This window comes from Flavobacterium akiainvivens (genome assembly GCF_001278115.1).
In the GTDB taxonomy this organism is placed as follows: domain Bacteria; phylum Bacteroidota; class Bacteroidia; order Flavobacteriales; family Flavobacteriaceae; genus Flavobacterium; species Flavobacterium akiainvivens.
Genome location: NZ_LIYD01000005.1, coordinates 892899 through 912250 on the forward strand (window position 1 = coordinate 892899; position 19352 = coordinate 912250).

Annotated in this window: 21 protein-coding genes; 12 read left to right on the forward strand and 9 right to left on the reverse strand. The window is 37.1% G+C overall.

The window, feature by feature from the left end; translation table 11 throughout:
- Nucleotides 1-115: 115 nt before the first annotated feature.
- The 4 genes from AM279_RS04075 (at nucleotide 116) to AM279_RS04085 (ending at nucleotide 2363) form a co-directional block, all read left to right on the forward strand.
- Entirely contained in the window at nucleotides 116-691 is a 576-nt protein-coding gene (locus tag AM279_RS04075) for an RteC domain-containing protein (protein WP_425319181.1), read from the forward strand.
- Nucleotides 679-765, forward strand: coding sequence for an RteC domain-containing protein (locus AM279_RS21085; protein WP_425319183.1), 87 nt, complete (start codon nucleotides 679-681; stop codon nucleotides 763-765). Before AM279_RS04075 ends, AM279_RS21085 begins: the two co-directional genes overlap by 13 nt.
- A gap of 157 nt (nucleotides 766-922) precedes the next feature.
- On the forward strand, nucleotides 923-2131 hold the full coding sequence (locus AM279_RS04080) for an IS256 family transposase (protein WP_054406371.1): 1209 nt from the start codon (nucleotides 923-925) through the stop codon (nucleotides 2129-2131).
- Nucleotides 2109-2363: an RteC domain-containing protein gene (locus AM279_RS04085; protein ID WP_054406372.1), complete on the forward strand. Its 255-nt coding sequence runs from the start codon at nucleotides 2109-2111 to the stop codon at nucleotides 2361-2363. Before AM279_RS04080 ends, AM279_RS04085 begins: the two co-directional genes overlap by 23 nt.
- Before the next feature lie 309 nt (nucleotides 2364-2672).
- Here the strand turns inward: AM279_RS04085 and AM279_RS04095 are convergent, their stop codons facing one another.
- Nucleotides 2673-3110: a DUF1896 domain-containing protein gene (locus tag AM279_RS04095; protein WP_054406374.1), complete on the reverse strand. Its 438-nt coding sequence runs from the start codon at nucleotides 3108-3110 to the stop codon at nucleotides 2673-2675.
- Nucleotides 3111-3274: 164 nt separating this feature from the next.
- On the opposite strand from AM279_RS04095, the gene AM279_RS20795 reads away from it, so the two are divergent.
- The gene (locus tag AM279_RS20795) at nucleotides 3275-4021 is read left to right on the forward strand and encodes a PIN-like domain-containing protein (protein WP_054406375.1); all 747 of its coding nucleotides are present in this window, start codon (nucleotides 3275-3277) and stop codon (nucleotides 4019-4021) included.
- A gap of 90 nt (nucleotides 4022-4111) precedes the next feature.
- Here AM279_RS20795 and AM279_RS04105 read toward each other — a convergent pair whose 3' ends face one another.
- The 6 genes from AM279_RS04105 to AM279_RS04130 all read right to left on the reverse strand — a co-directional run bounded on the left by AM279_RS04105 (nucleotide 4112) and on the right by AM279_RS04130 (nucleotide 8712).
- Entirely contained in the window at nucleotides 4112-4552 is a 441-nt protein-coding gene (locus tag AM279_RS04105) for a carboxymuconolactone decarboxylase family protein (protein ID WP_160316425.1), read from the reverse strand.
- An 84-nt stretch (nucleotides 4553-4636) separates the two neighbouring features.
- Complete coding sequence (locus AM279_RS04110) at nucleotides 4637-5200, reverse strand: Crp/Fnr family transcriptional regulator (RefSeq protein ID WP_054406377.1); 564 nt, start codon at nucleotides 5198-5200, stop codon at nucleotides 4637-4639.
- Between the two features lie 118 nt (nucleotides 5201-5318).
- A complete protein-coding gene (locus AM279_RS04115; protein WP_054406378.1) occupies nucleotides 5319-6086 on the reverse strand; it encodes a CPBP family intramembrane glutamic endopeptidase in 768 nt (255 codons plus the stop codon).
- Nucleotides 6087-6370: 284 nt separating this feature from the next.
- Nucleotides 6371-6757, reverse strand: coding sequence for a cupin domain-containing protein (locus AM279_RS04120; RefSeq protein ID WP_054406379.1), 387 nt, complete (start codon nucleotides 6755-6757; stop codon nucleotides 6371-6373).
- 188 nt (nucleotides 6758-6945) lie between these two features.
- Nucleotides 6946-7668 carry a LytR/AlgR family response regulator transcription factor gene (locus tag AM279_RS04125; RefSeq protein WP_054406380.1) on the reverse strand — a complete coding sequence of 241 codons (723 nt, stop codon included), beginning with the start codon at nucleotides 7666-7668 and terminating at the stop codon, nucleotides 6946-6948.
- A gap of 36 nt (nucleotides 7669-7704) precedes the next feature.
- A complete protein-coding gene (locus AM279_RS04130) occupies nucleotides 7705-8712 on the reverse strand; it encodes a sensor histidine kinase (protein ID WP_054406381.1) in 1008 nt (335 codons plus the stop codon).
- Nucleotides 8713-8960: 248 nt separating this feature from the next.
- On the opposite strand from AM279_RS04130, the gene AM279_RS04135 reads away from it, so the two are divergent.
- The 7 genes from AM279_RS04135 to AM279_RS04165 all read left to right on the forward strand — a co-directional run bounded on the left by AM279_RS04135 (nucleotide 8961) and on the right by AM279_RS04165 (nucleotide 18128).
- Complete coding sequence (locus AM279_RS04135; RefSeq protein ID WP_160316426.1) at nucleotides 8961-10322, forward strand: TolC family protein; 1362 nt, start codon at nucleotides 8961-8963, stop codon at nucleotides 10320-10322.
- The gene (locus tag AM279_RS04140) at nucleotides 10319-11455 is read left to right on the forward strand and encodes an efflux RND transporter periplasmic adaptor subunit (RefSeq protein ID WP_082344175.1); all 1137 of its coding nucleotides are present in this window, start codon (nucleotides 10319-10321) and stop codon (nucleotides 11453-11455) included. Before AM279_RS04135 ends, AM279_RS04140 begins: the two co-directional genes overlap by 4 nt.
- Nucleotides 11456-11461: 6 nt before the next feature.
- Entirely contained in the window at nucleotides 11462-12697 is a 1236-nt protein-coding gene (locus tag AM279_RS04145) for an ABC transporter permease (protein WP_074961710.1), read from the forward strand.
- Between the two features lie 4 nt (nucleotides 12698-12701).
- Nucleotides 12702-13403 carry an ABC transporter ATP-binding protein gene (locus AM279_RS04150; RefSeq protein WP_054410120.1) on the forward strand — a complete coding sequence of 234 codons (702 nt, stop codon included), beginning with the start codon at nucleotides 12702-12704 and terminating at the stop codon, nucleotides 13401-13403.
- A gap of 491 nt (nucleotides 13404-13894) precedes the next feature.
- Nucleotides 13895-16267: a TonB-dependent receptor gene (locus AM279_RS04155; RefSeq protein WP_054406385.1), complete on the forward strand. Its 2373-nt coding sequence runs from the start codon at nucleotides 13895-13897 to the stop codon at nucleotides 16265-16267.
- Nucleotides 16268-16284: 17 nt separating this feature from the next.
- On the forward strand, nucleotides 16285-17106 hold the full coding sequence (locus AM279_RS04160; RefSeq protein WP_054406386.1) for a DUF4249 family protein: 822 nt from the start codon (nucleotides 16285-16287) through the stop codon (nucleotides 17104-17106).
- 194 nt (nucleotides 17107-17300) lie between these two features.
- The gene (locus tag AM279_RS04165) at nucleotides 17301-18128 is read left to right on the forward strand and encodes an RteC domain-containing protein (RefSeq protein WP_054406387.1); all 828 of its coding nucleotides are present in this window, start codon (nucleotides 17301-17303) and stop codon (nucleotides 18126-18128) included.
- Nucleotides 18129-18133: 5 nt separating this feature from the next.
- Here the strand turns inward: AM279_RS04165 and AM279_RS20800 are convergent, their stop codons facing one another.
- Nucleotides 18134-18763, reverse strand: coding sequence for a hypothetical protein (locus tag AM279_RS20800; protein WP_054406388.1), 630 nt, complete (start codon nucleotides 18761-18763; stop codon nucleotides 18134-18136).
- On the reverse strand, nucleotides 18750-19187 hold the full coding sequence (locus tag AM279_RS04175; protein WP_054406389.1) for a DUF1896 domain-containing protein: 438 nt from the start codon (nucleotides 19185-19187) through the stop codon (nucleotides 18750-18752). Before AM279_RS04175 ends, AM279_RS20800 begins: the two co-directional genes overlap by 14 nt.
- Nucleotides 19188-19352 lie beyond the last annotated feature (165 nt).

Below are 19352 nucleotides of genomic sequence, written 5' to 3' on the forward strand. Positions count from 1 at the left end.
CTAACGTTTTAACTAGCAAAATTTTAAATAAAAATCATCAATGATTATCTTTTTTTCAGGATAATTTTGGTGATTTTTTTTAGTCCTATCCTAACACACAGAAAAAAAATACTGAATGGATAAATTTATCAATGAAACATTACACAAACTCGAAATAGAAATCAAAGAAGTAGAGATCGAATCAAATATTTCTATTCAGCAATTAGAAGTTGTCATAAACCTAATCATCAAATTATTAGGTAATTTAAAAGAATTTGTTTTAAAGAAAGGATTTAGTAATATTGATAAGGAGATTTATTTTTTCAAATGTCAGAAGCCTCTCATCGTTTCAAAACTTATATATTACAATGCTATCTACAAGATTGAGACAAAAAAGCCTTATGGAGCAAAACCTTTAAAAAAATATTTGAAAAAAGAATTGAAGAAGCTCAAAAGATATTTTGAAAACAACATTGAATTTTATAAATACTATCGCACTAACAATTCATTTCTTGATGAGAAGCTATTTTTACGGGATAAGTATGACATTAAGGTTAGTTTAGACACCTTTTACTTCGAGGCCGACCATCGATTCTCAACTACCCATGATTATAAAGTAGCCAAAATAATTGCTAATGATTTAATACAGGTTTATCTTGAAGACCAATTAAATAATATAAGCCGAGAAAAAAATCTAATATCTCTTCCTTAAAATGGACTGGTAGCAAAGTAGCGCTAACCGAAATGATTTATGCACTGCATTCATCTGGCGTTTTGGTAGTATAAAGTTCTTTGTGTAAATGTATTACTAACTGTATTGGGGGGGTACCCCCAGGCAGGTGAAGCGAAGAGAGGCGTAGCGTAGCGGAGCCGAACGAAGCGGAACCTGCCTGGGACGGCGCCGAAAAATGGCCCCGTTATTTATTACCTTTAATACCCATTTATGGACAAAGAACAATCAAATTTCCCTAAGGATTTCTTCAAGCAATTCAAGAGTAAAGAAGACTTTCAATCTTTTTTTAGCAGCCTTTATAAAGAGGGTGTTGAAGAAATGTTGAAAGCAGAGATGGACGAACACCTGGGCTATGAGAAGCACAGCGCGGAAGGGCGTAACTCTGGTAACAGCCGTAACGGCAGCTATCCCAAAAAAGTTAAGACAGAGAGTTTAGGGGATATGGTTCTGAACATTCCCCGGGATCGTAAAAGCGATTTTGAACCCCAGTTGATCCCTAAGGGACAACGCATGAGCGACAAGTTAGAAGAGGCTATTATCGGCATGTATAGCCGTGGTATGACCACCTCCGACATTAGTGAACAGGTAAAGGAGGCGTATGGCGTAGATGTAAGTGAAGGGACTATATCCAACGTTACCAACAAGATCATTGAGCATGTAAAAGAATGGCAGAATCGCCCGCTGGAGCAGGTTTATTTTACGGTGTGGATGGACGGTATTGTGCTTAAAGTGAAGCAGAATGGCAAGTACATCAATAAGTGCATCTACCTCGTTATCGGCTTGAAAAAAGATGGCATCAAAGAAATCCTCGGTATGTGGATGGCTGAAACAGAATCAGCATCGTTCTGGATGAGCGTATTGACCGATCTGAAGGCTCGGGGTGTAGAAGATATACTGATCGCCTGTACTGATAACCTAAAGGGCTTTACTGATGCAATTAAGGGCGTTTTTCCAGACACAGTTACTCAGTTGTGCATAGTACACCAAATCCGTAACAGCTGCAAATATGTGGTATGGAAAGATCGGAAGTCATTTTGTGCAGATCTCAAAGAAGTCTATGCTGCGCCTAACAGGGATGCCGCAGAACACGCGCTGACAGGTCTTTCTGATAAATGGGAGCATAAATACAAACATGCTATCTCTTCCTGGAAAACTAACTGGGACAATCTGACCAATTACTTTGACTACCCACTTGAACTCAGAAAGATCATTTACACAACCAATACTATTGAAAACGTGAATAGAGGTATCAGAAAGTATATCAAAACCAAAGTGCAATTTACTGATGATATGTCTGCTCAAAAGGCGGTTTACCTGGCTCTGATGAATATTGAAAGAAAGTGGAATGCTACCATGCACAACTGGGGGCTTGTTCTACACCAGTTCTTAACTATCTTTGAAAGCAGATGCCGCCTCTAGTGCAGTTTGTCCTTACTTACACAATCTATTTTATACTCTCGGCGTTTTTGACAATGGAAACGCTGATATTAGGGTTATCGCCAAAACATTTGAAACCCTATTCAATATAGATCTGGGAGATTTCTACCATACTTTTATGGAGCTCAAATCAAGAAAAATAAATCGAACCAAATTTATTGACAACCTTCGTGATGTTTTGCTACAGAAAATGGATGAACAAGATGAAAAGTGAGCCGTTTGACTAATTAAAGAAATGAATAATTTAGTACAGGTCAGCCAAATTTAGTTGAGGTAATTTTTTTAGTTTCGGACTTAATTGGAGTTTCTTTCTGCTTTTCTAAATGTTTTGCGGGTTCTCCATTAGTTTCCGGAGTAATGGATATCTATTTCATTTGCTATGGGGTTCAATACGAATTTAAGACCGCCAAATCCGCTGTATTGCATCATTAGCAGTCTTTCACCAACGGTGGCTTGCCGGTTCTCCTTTTCTAATTTAAAAGCAATTCGCAGGGCATCAATATTCAGTTGGAGATGTTGCTTTTTACTGAAGCCCATTTTCCTCTATCCATATTGCGATGGTTCCGGTCAGTTCGGTATAGAGCAGATCGTACTCTGTGTTGTATGCGAAATCATTGGTTAGCTCATATTGGTCAAATACAGGCTCGCTAACAGGGAACATTTTAAGGGCGAACGGTCGCAGTTCCTCGTCCGCCATGATGGTGTCGAACTCATTGCAGATTACCTGAAAAATGGTGTCGAATTTGGAAAAATGCAGGTTTTCAAACAGGATGTAATTCGCTATTTCATTGCATTGCTCGATCGCATTTCCCGAACTGAAAGCTCCTTGATAGGCATTGGCTGCCCACGAGGAACGTTGATCTATAAATTTATGGTCGTGCGCCTTTTCGGGAAAGCTGGTGCTTAATAATTCTTGTAGTCGTAACTTGAAATACGAGAGGTCTTTTTGCTGTGTATCCATGCTATATTTTTATTAGAATTTCACTTGAAACCTAAAATTAGAATGGATAGCAGGTGCTTGAGGATAAGTTGTAGTGTTTGGCTTTTAAAGGCAGGCTTTGGCTAATTAAATTTTGTATCTTTCGTAGATTATTTTTGTTTTAACAAAAAAATTGAACTGAATAAATGAACATTGAAAATATTCAACTATACCAACTAAATGATGAAAAGGAGGATAGATTGTGGAAGACCGCAATATTCATTTTCGATTCATCTGCACTATTAGATTTTTATTATCTCCCTAAGAAAACCAGACAAAAAATTTATACAGAGACATTCACTCATCTTTCGAATAGACTTTGGGTTCCGGCTCATGTTGAATTTGAATTTTTAAAAAACAGGGAAAATATTATCTCAAAACCAATTTCTGAACGGTATGACCCTTTAAAAACACAGGTTGGGAATATTAAACCTATGTTTAGTAAGGAGGTTCAAAAGCGTATTGAAGATATAGCTAGAGAAACAGTAAAAGATGATAAGAAAAGTATGCAAGCTTTAGTAATGACAGCAGTTGGAGGGCCAGAAGTACTTCAATTGCAATCGGTACCATGTCCCACTATTCAACATCCGAACGAGATTTTAGTACGTGTTATGGCAGCTGGTGTCAACTCTGCTGATCACAGGGTAAGAAAGCGCTTGCCTCCTTCGACCGATTGGATGTTACCTCCTGAGGGAGTAATTGTTGGACTAGGCAAAACCCTTAAAAAAATATTTAAAGAAAGAGTTGAAAAAGCTCAAAATTTTTTTGACAATAACATTGAATTTTATAGATACTACCGTACCAATAATTCTTTTCTTGACTATGTTCAAATAAAGACAAACAAGGTAAAAGCAGTGAAATGTTTTCCCATATCAGGTTACCTGCCTACATAAGGTATTGATTAACATATTTAAACTGTTTTTTCACTTTGTTAAGTGAAAAAACAGTTTAATGCCATCATTCGTTGTAACTCTTCGTGCGATCTATTCCCATTCCGCAGTGAGTTGCCGCGTTGCAACATTAATACGGGTAAACATATTCATAACAGAAATAAAAAGAACCAGAGCAGCCTGTTCTTTTATACTAAAATAGCTTCCCACCTTGTCCCAAAGCTCGTCCGAAACAGAATCGTATTTGTTTTCAAGCTTCGTTATTGCTTCGGTAAGCTCTAGTGCAACATTTTCAGATTGAGAAAATATCTGTCCGTTTTTCCAAGACGATACATGTTCAATGCGATCTCTCGATACCGGATTGCCCTTGGCTTTTACGATCGCTTCGCCAATGCACAGTTCACAATTGTTTAGTTGTCCCACTCGCAAGCCAACGTATTCAAGTAGTTCAAAAGATATTCCGCTTTGGTATATCGAACTCATTATGTTTTGGATGGCGGGATTTATACCCAAAACCATTGCTGGATTTTTCATTCTTGATTCCATGTTTATCTTTATTTTGTTATAGTACAAAGATATTTTGGATGCGAGAGAAATCTTTTTACAAATGATAAAAAATCATTTGGCGGCTCTGATTCTACTTAGGGTAACCTGAGTAATGCCCAAATAATTTGCTAGGTCACCAAGGCTTATGCGCTGAAGTAGCTCATTGTTTTCCCTAATGAAATTATTATAGCGGTCTGTCCCGTTTTCTTCAAGCATTTCACTAATTCTCTTCATCATATTTAAAGTAGCAAACGAAAACATTTTGCTAAAGAGCGCCTCTATGGGGTGGTGTTTTTTGCAAAGTTCCATAACATCCTTTTTACTGATGCAGCAAACAGTAGTTTCTTCTAAAGCTGTGATCATGTATCTGGAGGGTTTTTCCGTCAGGTAGCTGCTTATTTCAGTGAACATCATTTTCTCTTTGAAAAAGGTCATTATAAACTCCTTTTCCTCTTTGTAAAAATGAGACTTTGTAAGTCCTGATTTTATGAAATAATAATTTCTGCAAACTTGATCTGCTTTTAAGATGAATGTCCCTTTCGGATATGTCTTTATTTCCAATGCTTCAAGAAAATCTTCATTTGCATCAATACTCAATGATGAAATTTGATTTATGAATTCTAAAATATCTTTCATTTATGATGAATAATTGTTAGGTATTAAAAGTTGTAGCAGTTTTTATATTCCAATTAACCTATGCGGGTATCTTTAAAATTCGCAAAGTTAATATTGTGGGGAGGGTACACGTTTGTTATTAAATGAATTTATTAGTTCGAAAGCCTTTAGTTAATAAAGCAATGATTAATGCCAAACCTGTAATTAATAGTGCCACCATACGCATGTCAAAATAGGAGCCATTCACTGGAAATAATTGCCATGCCAGATTAAGTGTCATATGGAAAAGTGTCATGCCAAAAACACTTTTTCCAGTCTTGTAAAACAGCCATACCATAATAACACGTGCACTTACAGTATATAAGGTCCACCAACTGATCCACAAAAATGACCTGTGAACCTGTATCAAAGGTATCCAATGCCATGCCGCCCAAACACATCCCAAAAGAAACCCTGTTCCTAAAATCCCCAATCTCATCTGCAATGGTTCAGTAACATATCCAGACCATCCTAGCTCTTCACTCAATCCAGCAGCAAAAAAGGTAATTGCCAAGAGGATAATAGAGGTGGCCTGAAACTTGGGGATTGGAAGATCAACTCCATTGATGCGCATAATCAAATAAGATAACACAACGAGCGATGGATATAAGAAAAGCAGTGGTATATACCATACTTTGTTTTTTATACATCCAAAATCAAATGCCTTTCCTAAAAGCTGCCGTATCCCAGTCCATCCTTCTCGTTGGTAGACAAGTATAATCGAGGCTAGCGTAGGTGACACAATAGCAAGGGCCGAAAGCGGAAGGCCTGGCAAGAATTGCGTTGAGGTATTGTACTGTAGAATCCAGAACGGGACAGATAGCACGAAGGTTAAAATAAAAAATTGTAAAGGTTGTCTAGAGGTCATTTTGTTTATTTGTACTAAATCATTTTATTGTACACGAATCTTAAAATTTGTCACATAGGACTGGATGTATTATAGCCGAGTTCAGTACTTCAAGCCAATCTATTTTTGTTGGCTAATTTAATTCTCTTAAGATTTAAAATCGGAGTAGGTGAAATTTACTCTACTATTTTCGAATCTTCCTTGCCTATTAAGTTATCCGTGCTCCGATTTCAAGATTGGATAAGTAGCGACACCGTATACATTAATTTGAAAGTATCGTTTATTCTAGTTGTTCGTTTGTTTTATCAATTAGCTATTTTTACATTTGGCTCTTTATCCTCTTTCAGATATAAAGCAATAAATATCATCGGTTCTTCTTTTGATATATTGTCGAAATGCAAAATATTTACGTTTTTAGGTTCGTAAAACGAATCTCCTTCTTTTAGAATTATAGCATTTTGACCTTCTATTTGGAAGAGAACGCTTCCCGATTTAATATAGCCAACAACTGGGCAAGGATGTAAATGTTTTGGTGCGGTTTGGCCCGCAGGAAAAGTAATTTCTTGTATTTCTACTGTCTTAACTTTTTGGTCAACTATTGCCGGAAGTAAGTCTTTTCGGATAATTTTGGTCTGTTGAGCCAAGAGATTTGAAAGCGTTAGTGAAAGAATTAATGTCGAAACTATTTTCATATTAAATATTTTTTATTATTTTATGAAGCAATATACGTATTATTGACTTTAGTTATTGTATGGTGTTTTAACATGCTTGTAAGAGTTGTTGGTGACGTGAAACCTATCTTATATCCTTTGACAAATGCTTTGTAATAATTCCTGTGTCTGGATGTCCGGTTGATATAGTGATTTTTTTATTACATCAACTACCTACTCAAAATCTTTTTAGTTACGAATTCATCGAAGAAGAAATCCCTGTAGATATTTCCGATAGGGATTTCGTTAGTGCCAATATATACCGTATTATTATCTACAGAATCGATATGTTTAGCATTAATGATATAGGATTTACTTACTCGCACAAAAAAATCTCTTGGCAATTGCTCGTGCATGGTTTTGATATTCATTGCAGTAATTACTTTCTGGTTTTCAGTATGCATCACAACATAATCTTTCAAACCCTGGATAAAAAGAATGTCTTTGAAATAGACTTTAAAAATTCTTCGTTCTGCTTTCACAAAGAAAAAATCGTCCGTTACCTGCTCAATATTATTGTTAGCATAATCCGCTATGAACAATTTGGAGTAGGTGTATGCTTTTTCAACAGCCTTTTGAAAACGCTGTAATTTTATGGGTTTTATCAAGTAGTCAATCGCATCTACTTCATAGCTATCGGTAGCAAATTCGGGATAGGCAGTTGTAAAAACTACAAATGTTTCTTTCTGAATGGTTCGTGCAAATTCGATTCCGTTTATTCCCGCCATTTTTATATCCAGGAAGATTAACTCAACTATATTGTTTTCTATAAAATTTTTAGCGGTTTCTGGGCTGTTAAACGAACCGATCAAAAATAGATTATTAGTTTTGTTGATCAACATTTCTACGGCTTCTCTTGCCAGCGGTTCATCATCTATAATAATACATCTCATTATTTCACATTTTTTACTACATATTAAACGCCATTGTTATATTTTTATTAATAGAACTACACAATAATATTCAGAACTATCTTCGATGGCTAAACGATGTTTTTCGGGGAACAAAAGCTCAAGCCTTCGTTTGATATTCGTTAATCCCAAGCCGCCAGTACTACTAATGAATTTCTGCACAGGTTTGGAATTGATGCATTTAAAGAAAAGCTCGCCCTTTCTAACATGGAAATACAGGTTTACATAAGATGATTTTGTTGGATCGTTATTGTGCTTTATAGCATTCTCCACAAACGAGATGAACAACAATGGAGGAACTTGGACACCGCTCAAATCTCCCTCTTTTGAAATCAGGAAATCGAAATTATCCCGCCTTACTTTTTCAAGATTTAAAAGGTCTTCTAAAAAATGAATATCGGAAGTCAAGAACACGTTATCTCTTGCGCTGTCGTAAAGTTGATAGCGTAGTAAATCGCTTAACCTCATTAGAACCTGTGAAGCCTTTTCCGGGTCTTTTTGGGTTAGAACATTTGCATTGTTGAGCATATTGAACAAAAAATGTGGGTTGATCTGGTTTTTTAGTTGTTCCAATTCCACATACGTTTTTGACTGTTCCAACTCGTAGATCAGTTGCTTATCCACCATTCCTTTTTGAAACAGCTTTATAGAAGATGAAGCCGCGAACAACAGCACGGTAAGGAAGGAAACAAGTGGAATATTTATTCCATTTGTTTTATCAAAGGGATTGAAAAAAGAGCCACATATAACCACGGTCAAAAGGATGCCGATCACAGATAAGCAGTATTCAATATTCTTATTTTTGAACAAAAATTTTGGCACCAACAGGTACATGTTTATATAGAACAATATTATAAAATAGAGGAATATTATAATTGGGTTATCAATTACTGAACCGCTGTTGAACAATACCGCGCCGATAAGGCCAATAAACAGCAAATGTCTGAATACCCGGTACCCAGGTGAAATCAGAAAACGGAAAAATATGTTTTCATTTATAAACTGTTGATGGGAAGAAGTATTCATATTGAAATTTATACTATAAACTTATACATAATATTGTCTCAATGACTTCTTTTTATACGAAACTGCCTCTTTTTTATACAAAAGTAAGAAGTTATTAAAAACGCTTAGTATGAGAAATATATTTTAGTAGTGCCCATATATACTTTGCTATAAAAGATATAGAGTTTGGTATAATTCCAAAAAAGGTAGATATCCCAAAGGGTAGTTTTACATCCAAAATTATGATCGGTAATCGATTTTTATTTAAGATGAAAAATAATACACCACAAAGAATATTTTCTACTGCAACAGAACCTAAAAAACATCTTATTTGCATTTTAGCTCTATCTTTATTTTTCCTGAATATTTGCCGGGCTCAACATAACGAATTTCACTCGGTTGACTCCTTGTTTTCCTATGTGTCTTCTAAAAGTATTACGCTGCAATCGGATGAAATACGCATTGGACAGGCAAAAAAGGCCCGCCTGGCTGCTATCTTAAGTGTTCCAGACATGTCAGGTAATTTATCCTTTAATTACACGAATAACACGAAGTTACCCGTCAATTTATTCCCTGCTTCAGTTTTCGGTGGGCAGGATGGCACATTCGTGCCTATCCAGACTGGTATCCCTTTTGTGAGTACTGGCAATGAGAATATTGATGTAAAGTTGATAAACCTTAAGGGCTGGGAGAACCTGAAACTTTCTAAACTAAACATCCAAAAAAGTATTGCCGATAAAAAACTTACAGTTAAGATACTGTATGAAGATATTGCGTCCACGTATTATAATATCGTATCGCTACAGCAACAATTGTCAAGCACTGAAAAAAACCTGCAATCAGCGGAGAATCTACTACAGATAACTACAAATAAATATGCCGGGGGTCTTATAAAGCAGCAGGACGTGAATGAGGCCAAGATCTCTTCTCTTGATACTAGGGAAAATTACAACCAGATTAAATACCAGATCCAACAGCAATACCTTGTCTTGAAAATACTTTGTGACTTTCCCGAAGACGAACAAATTACCATACAAGACCTGCAGGATAGCTTGTTTTCTGAAAAAGTAAAGGTTGGACTGAGCAGGGTAGGTATCGAAAACAGTGAGCTAAAAGAAAGTGTGGCGCTTTCCAATTACCGGCAGCAAAAATATGCGCTGTACCCCACTTTGTCATTTTTCCAAAGCTATACTACCCAACAGAACAACACACGAAGTAGGTTATTTGACAGTAACGTAGACTGGATTAACAGCAGCTACATCGGGCTAAAGTTGAGCATCCCAATCCCATCTTCCTCAACCATGAGGCAGATTTCGGAAGCAAACCATAACTATTTGTTGGCGCAGAAGGATACTGAACAGCAGAAAATCAAGGCCGGTATTGAACAGCGTCAGTTGGAAATTGACTATTATAAGGCCTTGAGCCAAATTTCGTCTTATGGAGAGGTCGCTCAGCTGAGGAAAGAAAACTACGAAAAGAATCTTAGCCTATACCAAGAAGGGCTTATTGAATTGCAAAAGGTACTGAACAGTTATGATGATATGGTAAATAGTATTTATAACCTGGTTTCGGCTCAGGTATCAGCATCAGCCGCAAAAACAAAAATTCATATTAATAATACCATAAGATGAAAAATTACTCAATAAAAATGGCAATAGCCATTCTTTGTTCAATGTCTTTTTTTTCATGTGGAAGGAAGACCCAAGAAACGAAACCAATACGGAAAGACGTGACCGAAACGGTATTTGCATCGGGCATGCTGGAGGCTGGGCAGTCCTATAATCTGGCAGCAGAATCGGACGGTTACCTTGTTGCAGTTAATTTTAAAGAAGGAACTGTTGTTCATTTGGGCACTGTTCTTGCCGTAATTAATAATCTTGAATCTAAATTCAACCAGCAGAGTGCAAACAGCCTGTACATCATAGCAAAGAGCAACACCCATACCGGTGCTCCGGTCCTACAGCAAGCACAAAATACCATAGAAGCGACCAAGGCTAAAATGGAACTGAACCTGTTCAATCTGACACGATACCAGAAACTTTGGGCCAGCAATAGTGTCGCGAAAGTAGATCTTGATAATGCAGAATTACAGTACATTACTTCTAAAGAGGACTTTGAAAGCGCCCTCGAAAATTACCGAAGGCTGCGACAGGAAGCTGAGCAGGAACGGATAAATACACATGCCACGAAAGAAATAAATGACCTTATGAGTGCCCATAACCTCGTTAACGCCATAGGTGAAGGAAAAGTGCTTAAAGTATTCAAGAAAAAAGGAGATTATGTGAAACGCGGCGAAACAATAGCGTTAATCGGCAATCCCAACACCATCTACGCCAAGGTTAACGTAGATGAAGCGAACATTTCCAAAGTAAAAGAAGGACAGGTAGCACACATACAGCTTAACACCCGAAAAAATAAAATCTACAAAGCCACGGTAAAAGAAATCTACCCGGCATTTGACGAGGAAAGCCAATCGTTCATCTGCAAACTTGCATTTACTGAGACAATCGATTTTACGATTGTGAATACACAATTACAAAGCAATATTGTCGTAGGAGTAACCAAGAATGCGCTATTAATTCCACGTAATTATATTAACTATAGCGGTTATGTTCAAGTAAAAGGTGAAAAGAACAGGATAAAGGTCGAGACAAAATTTGTTAGCAGTCAATGGGTTCAGGTCTTAAAAGGCATAAGCGACGACACAATATTGGTAACGGAAGATCTGTCGAAGAATAAACAAACTGAAGGAAAACCACAATGATAGACTATGAAAAAGAATATAAATATAGATATCGCCTTAACACATATCGTTACCAGGAGAAGACAAACCTTAATAGCGATACTTGGCGTAACATTAGGATTGAGTATCTACCTGTTTATTAACTCCCTTGTTTCAGGATTTACAAACTTTTCAAGAGAAGAGATGTTTAAGAGCAGCCCACATATTAAAATTTATCACGACGATGAGATAAGCATCCCGCTCATATTTCCGAAAGATTCGACTGAAATTGTCGCAATTATAAATCCTCAAATAACAACCCTTTCGAAAAAGATTGTCGATCCCGAAGCGCTCCTGAAACGTATAAAACAAGAACCTTATGTGGTTAACGCGATTGAGCAGGTCAGCTTTGATCTATTTTATAATCGCGGGCAGGCACAGATTAATGGTTTCGGCAGCGGTGTTGATATATTTGAATATGATGCCATGTTCAAAACAGGAAAGACCCTTGTTGCAGGAAGGCTTGAAGACTTGCAAAATAATCTCAATGCCATAATTATCGGTAGTGGCATAGCCGAAAAGCTTAACTTGGCGATTGATGATAACCTTACGGTTACCTCTTCGTTCGGCGTTGTAAAAAGGATGAAGATAGTAGGCATTTTCACTAGTGGATTAACTGCGACAGACAATTCAAAATCCTATGTCAATATATCCACAGCCCAACAATTTGTAAAGAAGGGATCGTCCTTTGTCAATGATATATACATTAACATCCCAGATCCTGATAAAAGTGACATCTATGGGGCAAGGTTGAGGCAGCTTACCACATACACGGTGGAGGACTGGAAAACCACCAATGCAGACGCGCTTTCATCAAACAGGACAAGGAATGCATTAATGAACGCAATTTCACTTTCCATATTGATTGTTGCCGCTTTTGGTATTTACAATATCTTAAGTTCCACGATTTCACAAAAAATAAATGACATTGCTATTTTAAAAGCCATCGGTTTTTCAGGAAGCAATGTGGTATGGATATTCCTAATTGAAGCAATCTTTATGGGACTAGTCGGAATTTTTATAGGTTTAATTGCTGGTGGGATATTTATTGCTATTATGTCTAATGTATATATGGGAGGCCACATAGGGTATTTCCCCATCAAGTTCGAGGGCGGACTATTTGCCAGCAGTTCGGCACTTGGTTTATTCATAACAATATGTGCAGGCTATTTTCCGGCAAAGAAAGCTGCGGATGTTGATCCTGTGGAAATTTTTAGAAAATAATAGCATGAAAAACAAAGAAATCATATTGAGTACCAAATCACTTGGAAAATATTTTAATGAGCCCGTAAAATTCAAGGTGCTTGACGATATAAATATAGAAGCCTTTAAGGGAGAATTCCTGACACTTGTAGGGAAAAGTGGGTCAGGAAAGTCTACATTATTGTATTGCCTGAGTACCATGGATACATCCTATGAAGGCAAAATCTATATCAACGGTGTAAAGGTCACTGGGCAAAAGCAAAATCAACTATCTGCTATGCGAAACGCGGATATTGGGTTCATTTTCCAATTTCATTACTTGTTGCCAGAATTTTCGTGTTTAAAAAATGTAATGATCCCTGCACTAAAGCTTGGAAGGCTATCCCATGAAGAGGCTGAGGTAAAAGCCTACCAAAAACTCGAAATGCTGGGGCTTGAAAACCAGGCGTTAAAACAGTCTTCAAAACTCAGCGGCGGACAACAACAGAGAGTTGCTATTGCAAGGGCGCTTATTAATGACCCGGCCATTATTATGTGTGACGAACCAACGGGTAATCTGGACAGCAAAAATACCCAGGTTGTATTTGATATTTTCAAGCAGATTACAAAAGACCATAATAAAACCATTATAGCGGTAACGCACGATAACGACTTTGCTGCAAACAGCGACCGCACGATTGAGTTGGCAGATGGTAGGATTATCAGCCACGATAAACACTTTGATTAAGCATTAAACACCTAGCCTAATAATTAATTAATGTATAAAGAAAGTGGGGATTTGTAATTTCCCTGAGAATCTTCATGTGAATTTTAGTTTTAGGTTAGACCATCTTATTTTACATTCTTTTTTACTATAGGCTCATGGATGAACACTATGTGAGGACATCCGAAATATTTTCTCTGTTATCGGCAAACACTCCAAATTATCTGCTGCTATACCGATATCCTGTTATTACTCTTGGGTCAGAAGATACTACGCCATCGTAAAGAACGGATCAAATAACACATTGATAAGGGCTTTGCAAGCTCTATCTAAGATTTTATTTTTTATACCGAATAAGCATTGCTCGAATTTCAATAAAATGCTGTATTATTTTTAGTAGTACCACAATGCATTTTAGTATAAAAAGCAACCAATTTGGTATAATTTAAAAAGAGGCAGTTGCTCAGAACAATAGGTTTGCATCCAAAATTAATCGTTAAATCGATTTCAATAAGATGACAAACAAAATCATTTACACATTGCTCCTTATCGCAATTTCATTTGTGGCATACGGACAGGAAAAATTTACACTTAGCGGTACTATCGCTATAAAAGAAAATACCGAAACTATAATCGGCGCAAGCATCTACATTCCAGAGGCAAATGTTTCGGCAGTGACCAATTCTTATGGTTTTTATTCTATTACACTTCCAAAAGGAGAATATACACTCGTAATCAGTTATGTAGGTTTTGAGACTATTGAGGAACATCTTTCTTTAACAGGAAACATCAAAAAAGATTTCTCTATGTTCGCAAAGAGCACCGAATTAGATGCCGTAGTAATTTCAGTAAACCACTCAAGAACAAACATCCGTAAACCGGAAATGAGTGTAAATAGACTTTCCATCAACACCATTAAAAAAATGCCCGCAATTATGGGCGAGGTTGATATTTTGAAGGCTATACTGCAACTGCCAGGGGTTTGTAATGCGCAGGAAGGCGCAACAGGTTTTAACGTTAGGGGTGGTTCGGTTGATGGAAATCTGGTGCTTTTAGATGAAGCCGTCGTTTATAATACCTCGCACCTATTTGGCTTTTTCTCAGTTTTTAATGCTGATGTGATCAAGGATTTGAAATTGTATAAAGGCGGTATACCTGCTAATTTTGGAGGGCGTACTTCCTCTGTACTAGATATTTATCAAAAGGAAGGGAACAATCAGGAATATCACGTAACGGGAGGAATCGGGGCAGTTGCCAGCAGATTATTAGTTGAAGGCCCCCTGGTAAAAGATAAAAGTTCTTTCGTAGTTGCAGGCCGTGCTTCCTATGCACACTTATTTTTGAAACTGGCGGATAATGCCAATTCTGTTTCTTTTTATGATCTGAATGCCAAACTCAACCATAAGATTAATGATAATAACCGCATTTTCCTATCGGGATATTTTGGGAAAGATCAAATGGATTTTGGTAATTTTTTCAGCAATAACTATGGCAACTCATTTCTTAATCTTAGGTGGAATCATACCTTTTCTGAGAAGTTATTTTCCAATGCGTCGGTAATTTATAGCAAATACGATTATGGCTTAAAGATAAAATACGTTGGCATTGATTGGGTATCTGATATTAATAACTACAATTTCAAATACAACTTCACCCATAACCTGTCTGATAAAATTATTTTGAATTATGGCATCAACTCTATTTATTATCAATTCAATCCAGGTACAATAAAACCGATGGATTTCACATCGTCTATCAATCCAGACCAGATTGAAGAAAAATATGCCTGGGAAAATGCCTTATACATCAGTGCTGAACAAAAACTTTCTGATAAAATATCATTGACTTATGGATTGCGATATAGCAATTTTCAGCGCTTAGGTGAACAGAATGTAAACACATATGCCAATAACCAAGCCGTCGTTTATAATCCTGAATTAAAGATTTACGAAGCAGGAACGCCAACAGGTACAATACATTATAATAAAAACGAGAGGATTATTGATTTTGGCAATTTTGAGCCCCGCTTAGCAGTTTCTTATGTCATAAATGATAACCAATCCGTTAAGGCGAGTTATAACCGGATGAGCCAATACATACATTTAATTTCTAATACAGCATCAGTTTCCCCATTGGACATTTGGGCACCGAGCGACCAATACTTAAAACCCGAAATTCTGGACCAGGTGGCACTGGGATATTTCAGAAATTTCGGCAATGGTAATTACTCATTGGAAGCAGAAACTTTTTACAAGAGAATTAAAAACAAGACTGATTACATTGACGGTGCCGAGTTGATCGCCAACAAAGCGATAGAGGAGGTAATGCTTAATGGCGAGGGAAGGTCTTGCGGGCTAGAGCTGATGCTGAAAAAAAATACAGGAAAACTTACAGGCTGGCTTTCTTACACACTTTCCAGGGCAGAGCAACGTACACCCGGAAGAAATGCATATGAATCTGGCATCAACAACGGCGAGTGGTATCGTGCCAATTACGATAAAACGCATAATTTCTCCCTCACAGGTGCCTATCAGCTCAATAAAAAATGGAATTTTGGTGGTGTCTTCACCTACCAAACAGGGAAAGCTACAACTTATCCAATCGGCAAATATCTTTATCAGGGCATTACTATTGCCAATTACGGCGAACGAAATATTAACTCGCTTCCGGCCTATCATCATTTGGATTTATCGGCTACCTACACACCAAAGCCTGACAGTAAAAAAAGATGGAAAAGTGAATGGGTTTTCAGCATCTACAATGTTTACAATAGAGGCAACGCAGCGACGCTAATGTTTGAACAAAACCGGGATACAGGAATAAGCGAGGCAAAGAAGATTTCCATTTTCGGTATCATCCCCGGCGTGAGCTACAATTTTAGATTTTAATTTTAAAAACATGCAAAATGAAAACAACTTATAAATATTTACTTATACTATTGTGCATCTCTCTTTTTTCATGCGAAAAAGTGGTTGATGTAGATCTAGAAATAGCAACCCCTCAATTGGTTATTGATGCCTCAATAGATTGGGTAAAAGGCACAACAGGGAACGACCAGAAAGTAATACTTTCTGCTACTACAGGATATTACAATGCCGAGTTCCCAACAGTTTCGGGGGCAAGTGTTGTTGTAACAAATTCGGCAAATATTGCTTTTGATTTTATAGAAACTCCCGGAACTGGAGAATATATCTGCAACAATTTTGCACCTGTTCTGGGCGAAACTTATACCTTGAAAATAGAGTTGAATGGCGAAGTTTATACCTCAACCGAAACGTTGATAGGTGTACCAGAAATTGAAAATAATATTATACAGAATAATGCTGGTGGCTTTAGTGGCGATGAAATTGAAATCGAATACAAATATCAGGATGACGGGCAAAACGAAAATTACTATTTGCACCGTATTGTCTCGCCTGTATCAACTTATCCGGAATATAAGGCCCAGGATGATGAACAAAGTCAGGGCAACCTTATGCGTCAATTTTTTTCTGACGAAGATTTAAAAGCCGGAGATCAGGTAAACATTAGGTTGTATGGTATTTCAAAGAGATACTATGATTATTTCAGAAAGTTATTAGCAGCTTCCGGTGCAGGGTCTGGACCATTCCAGACATTACCAGGTTCAGTGAGAGGAAATATCTTAAACCAAACTCATTTTGAAAACTTTGCATATGGATATTTTAGAGTATCGGAGGTTGCCAGTATGAATTACGTGGTACAATAAAATAAGAAATATAGTTTATATGACAGTATATATGGAAAGGATTTACTACATGTTGTATAATGATAATCTATATAAATATGTTTTATTATTACTCATATTGTTATAATATTTCAACTGTAATAACCTTGAATGAACCTCAGTTCAATGGTTAAACTTTATCTAGAGGCAATCAATTATCATATTTAAACTCCTAAATGGATAAATTTTACTATGAAATACTAAATAATCTGGAAACAGCAATCAATGAGTTAGAGATTGAAGCCGGTAATTCAATCGAAAAAACAGAAACAGCTATAACCTTTATTCTTAAAGGCTTGTCCGAATTAAAGGAATTTGTTATAAAAAGGGGATTTAACAGCATTAATGAGGAAATCCAGTTTTTTAAATACCAGAAACCTGCTATCGTATCTAAACTCATTTACTTTAACTCCATTTATAAAATCGAAACCAAAAAGCCATACGGATCAAAGCCGGTAAGAAAATTTCTTAATCGAGAGCTAAAAAAAATTAAAAGGTATTTTGATAATAACTTGGAATTTTATAAATATTACCGTACCAATAGCACGTTTATTGACGAAAAACTTTTCGTCAGGGGTAGATGTGACATTAAGTTGAGTTTAGACACTTTTTATTTTGAAGCAGACCACCGCTTTTCAACTTCCCACGATTATAAAGTCGCCAAAATTATTGCGAATGACCTTGTACAAGTTTATATTGAAGACCAGTTAAACAAACGCAATCAGAAAAAAAAATCTGACGGTTATCCTTTGACTTGGACAGCAAGTAAAACAGCGTTAACGGAGCTGATTTATGCACTTCATTCACAAGGTGTTTTTGACAATGGCAATACGGACATTAAAATTATAGCCAAGACATTTGAACTTGCTTTTAATATCAACCTGGGCGATTTCTATCATACTTATTTAGAACTTAAAAGCCGGAAAATAAATCAAACAAAATTTCTTGACAGCCTACGGGATGCGCTAATCAAGAAAATTGATGAACAGGAAGAAAGAGAATAGCTTTCTTACAATATTCCACGGTGCAAATGAACACCTTTTGTCCGTACAATGGTTTCAGATACCACAGGGGTTTCTTTCTGCTTTTCGACCTGCTCCGGGGCATCTTGTTTGATTTCCAGTGTAATGGATAGCTGTATCTTTCTTTCTACGGCAGCCAGTTCCGTTTTAAGCTCACTCAATCGGCTTTCCTTAGACCAGTTTCCGTTAAATACTTCCTGAAGAACAGGTAAGTCTTTTTTAATTTCCACAATCTTCTTTTGTTCCTGCTCGATATAGCCGGACAATTTCTCCAGTGCGTTCAGGAAGTTCATAGCCGCCAGCTTTTCATCTTTCGCAATTATCCCGTTACTGTCCACATACCTGCGGTATTGTTTATCATCTTCGGAATTTTCTTTGAGTAGCGTGTGTAGTTCCTGCGTGAGCGGAAACAGGTCGTGTTCCGTCTTTCTCCAGTGATTGATGTCTATTGCCTTCTCTACGGGGTTCAGAACGAATTTAAGACCGCCAAATCCGCTGTATCGCATCATTAGCAGTCTTTCGCCTACGGTGGCTTGCCGTTTCTCCTTTTCCAGTTTAAAAACAATTCGCAGGGCATCAATATTCAGTTGGAGATGTTGCTTTTTACTGAAGCCCATTTTCCTCAATCCACATTGAGATGGTTCCGGTCAGTTCGGTATAGAGCATGTCAAACTCATTTCTGTTGGCGAAATCATCAGTTAATTCATATCCTGCGAAAACAGGCTCACAAACGGGGAACATTTTCAGGGCGAATGGTCGCAGTTCCTCGTCCGCCATTAGGGTGTCAAATTCATTGTATACCACTTTGAAAACCGTGTCGAACTTGGAGAAGTGCAAGCCCTCAAAAAGAATGTAGTTGGCTATTTCGTCGCATTGCTCAACGGCGTTTCCTGAACGGAAAGCACCCTCGTAAGCATTGGCAGCCCACGAAGAGCGTTGGTCTATAAATTTTTGGTCGTGTGCCTTTTCGGGAAAGCTGCTGTTTAATAATTCTTGCAGCCTTAATCTGAAATATGATAGGTCTTTTTGCTGTACATCCATACTTTATTTTGTTTAGAATTTTACTTAAATACTAAAATTAGATGCAAGAGCAAATGCCTTTGAGAATGGTGTAGGGTTTGGCGTTGAGTGGCAGGATTTGGCGTAAACATAATCAGCGAAGCACCCGAATACAGATTGGTTTTGATTAAATTTGACAATTAAACA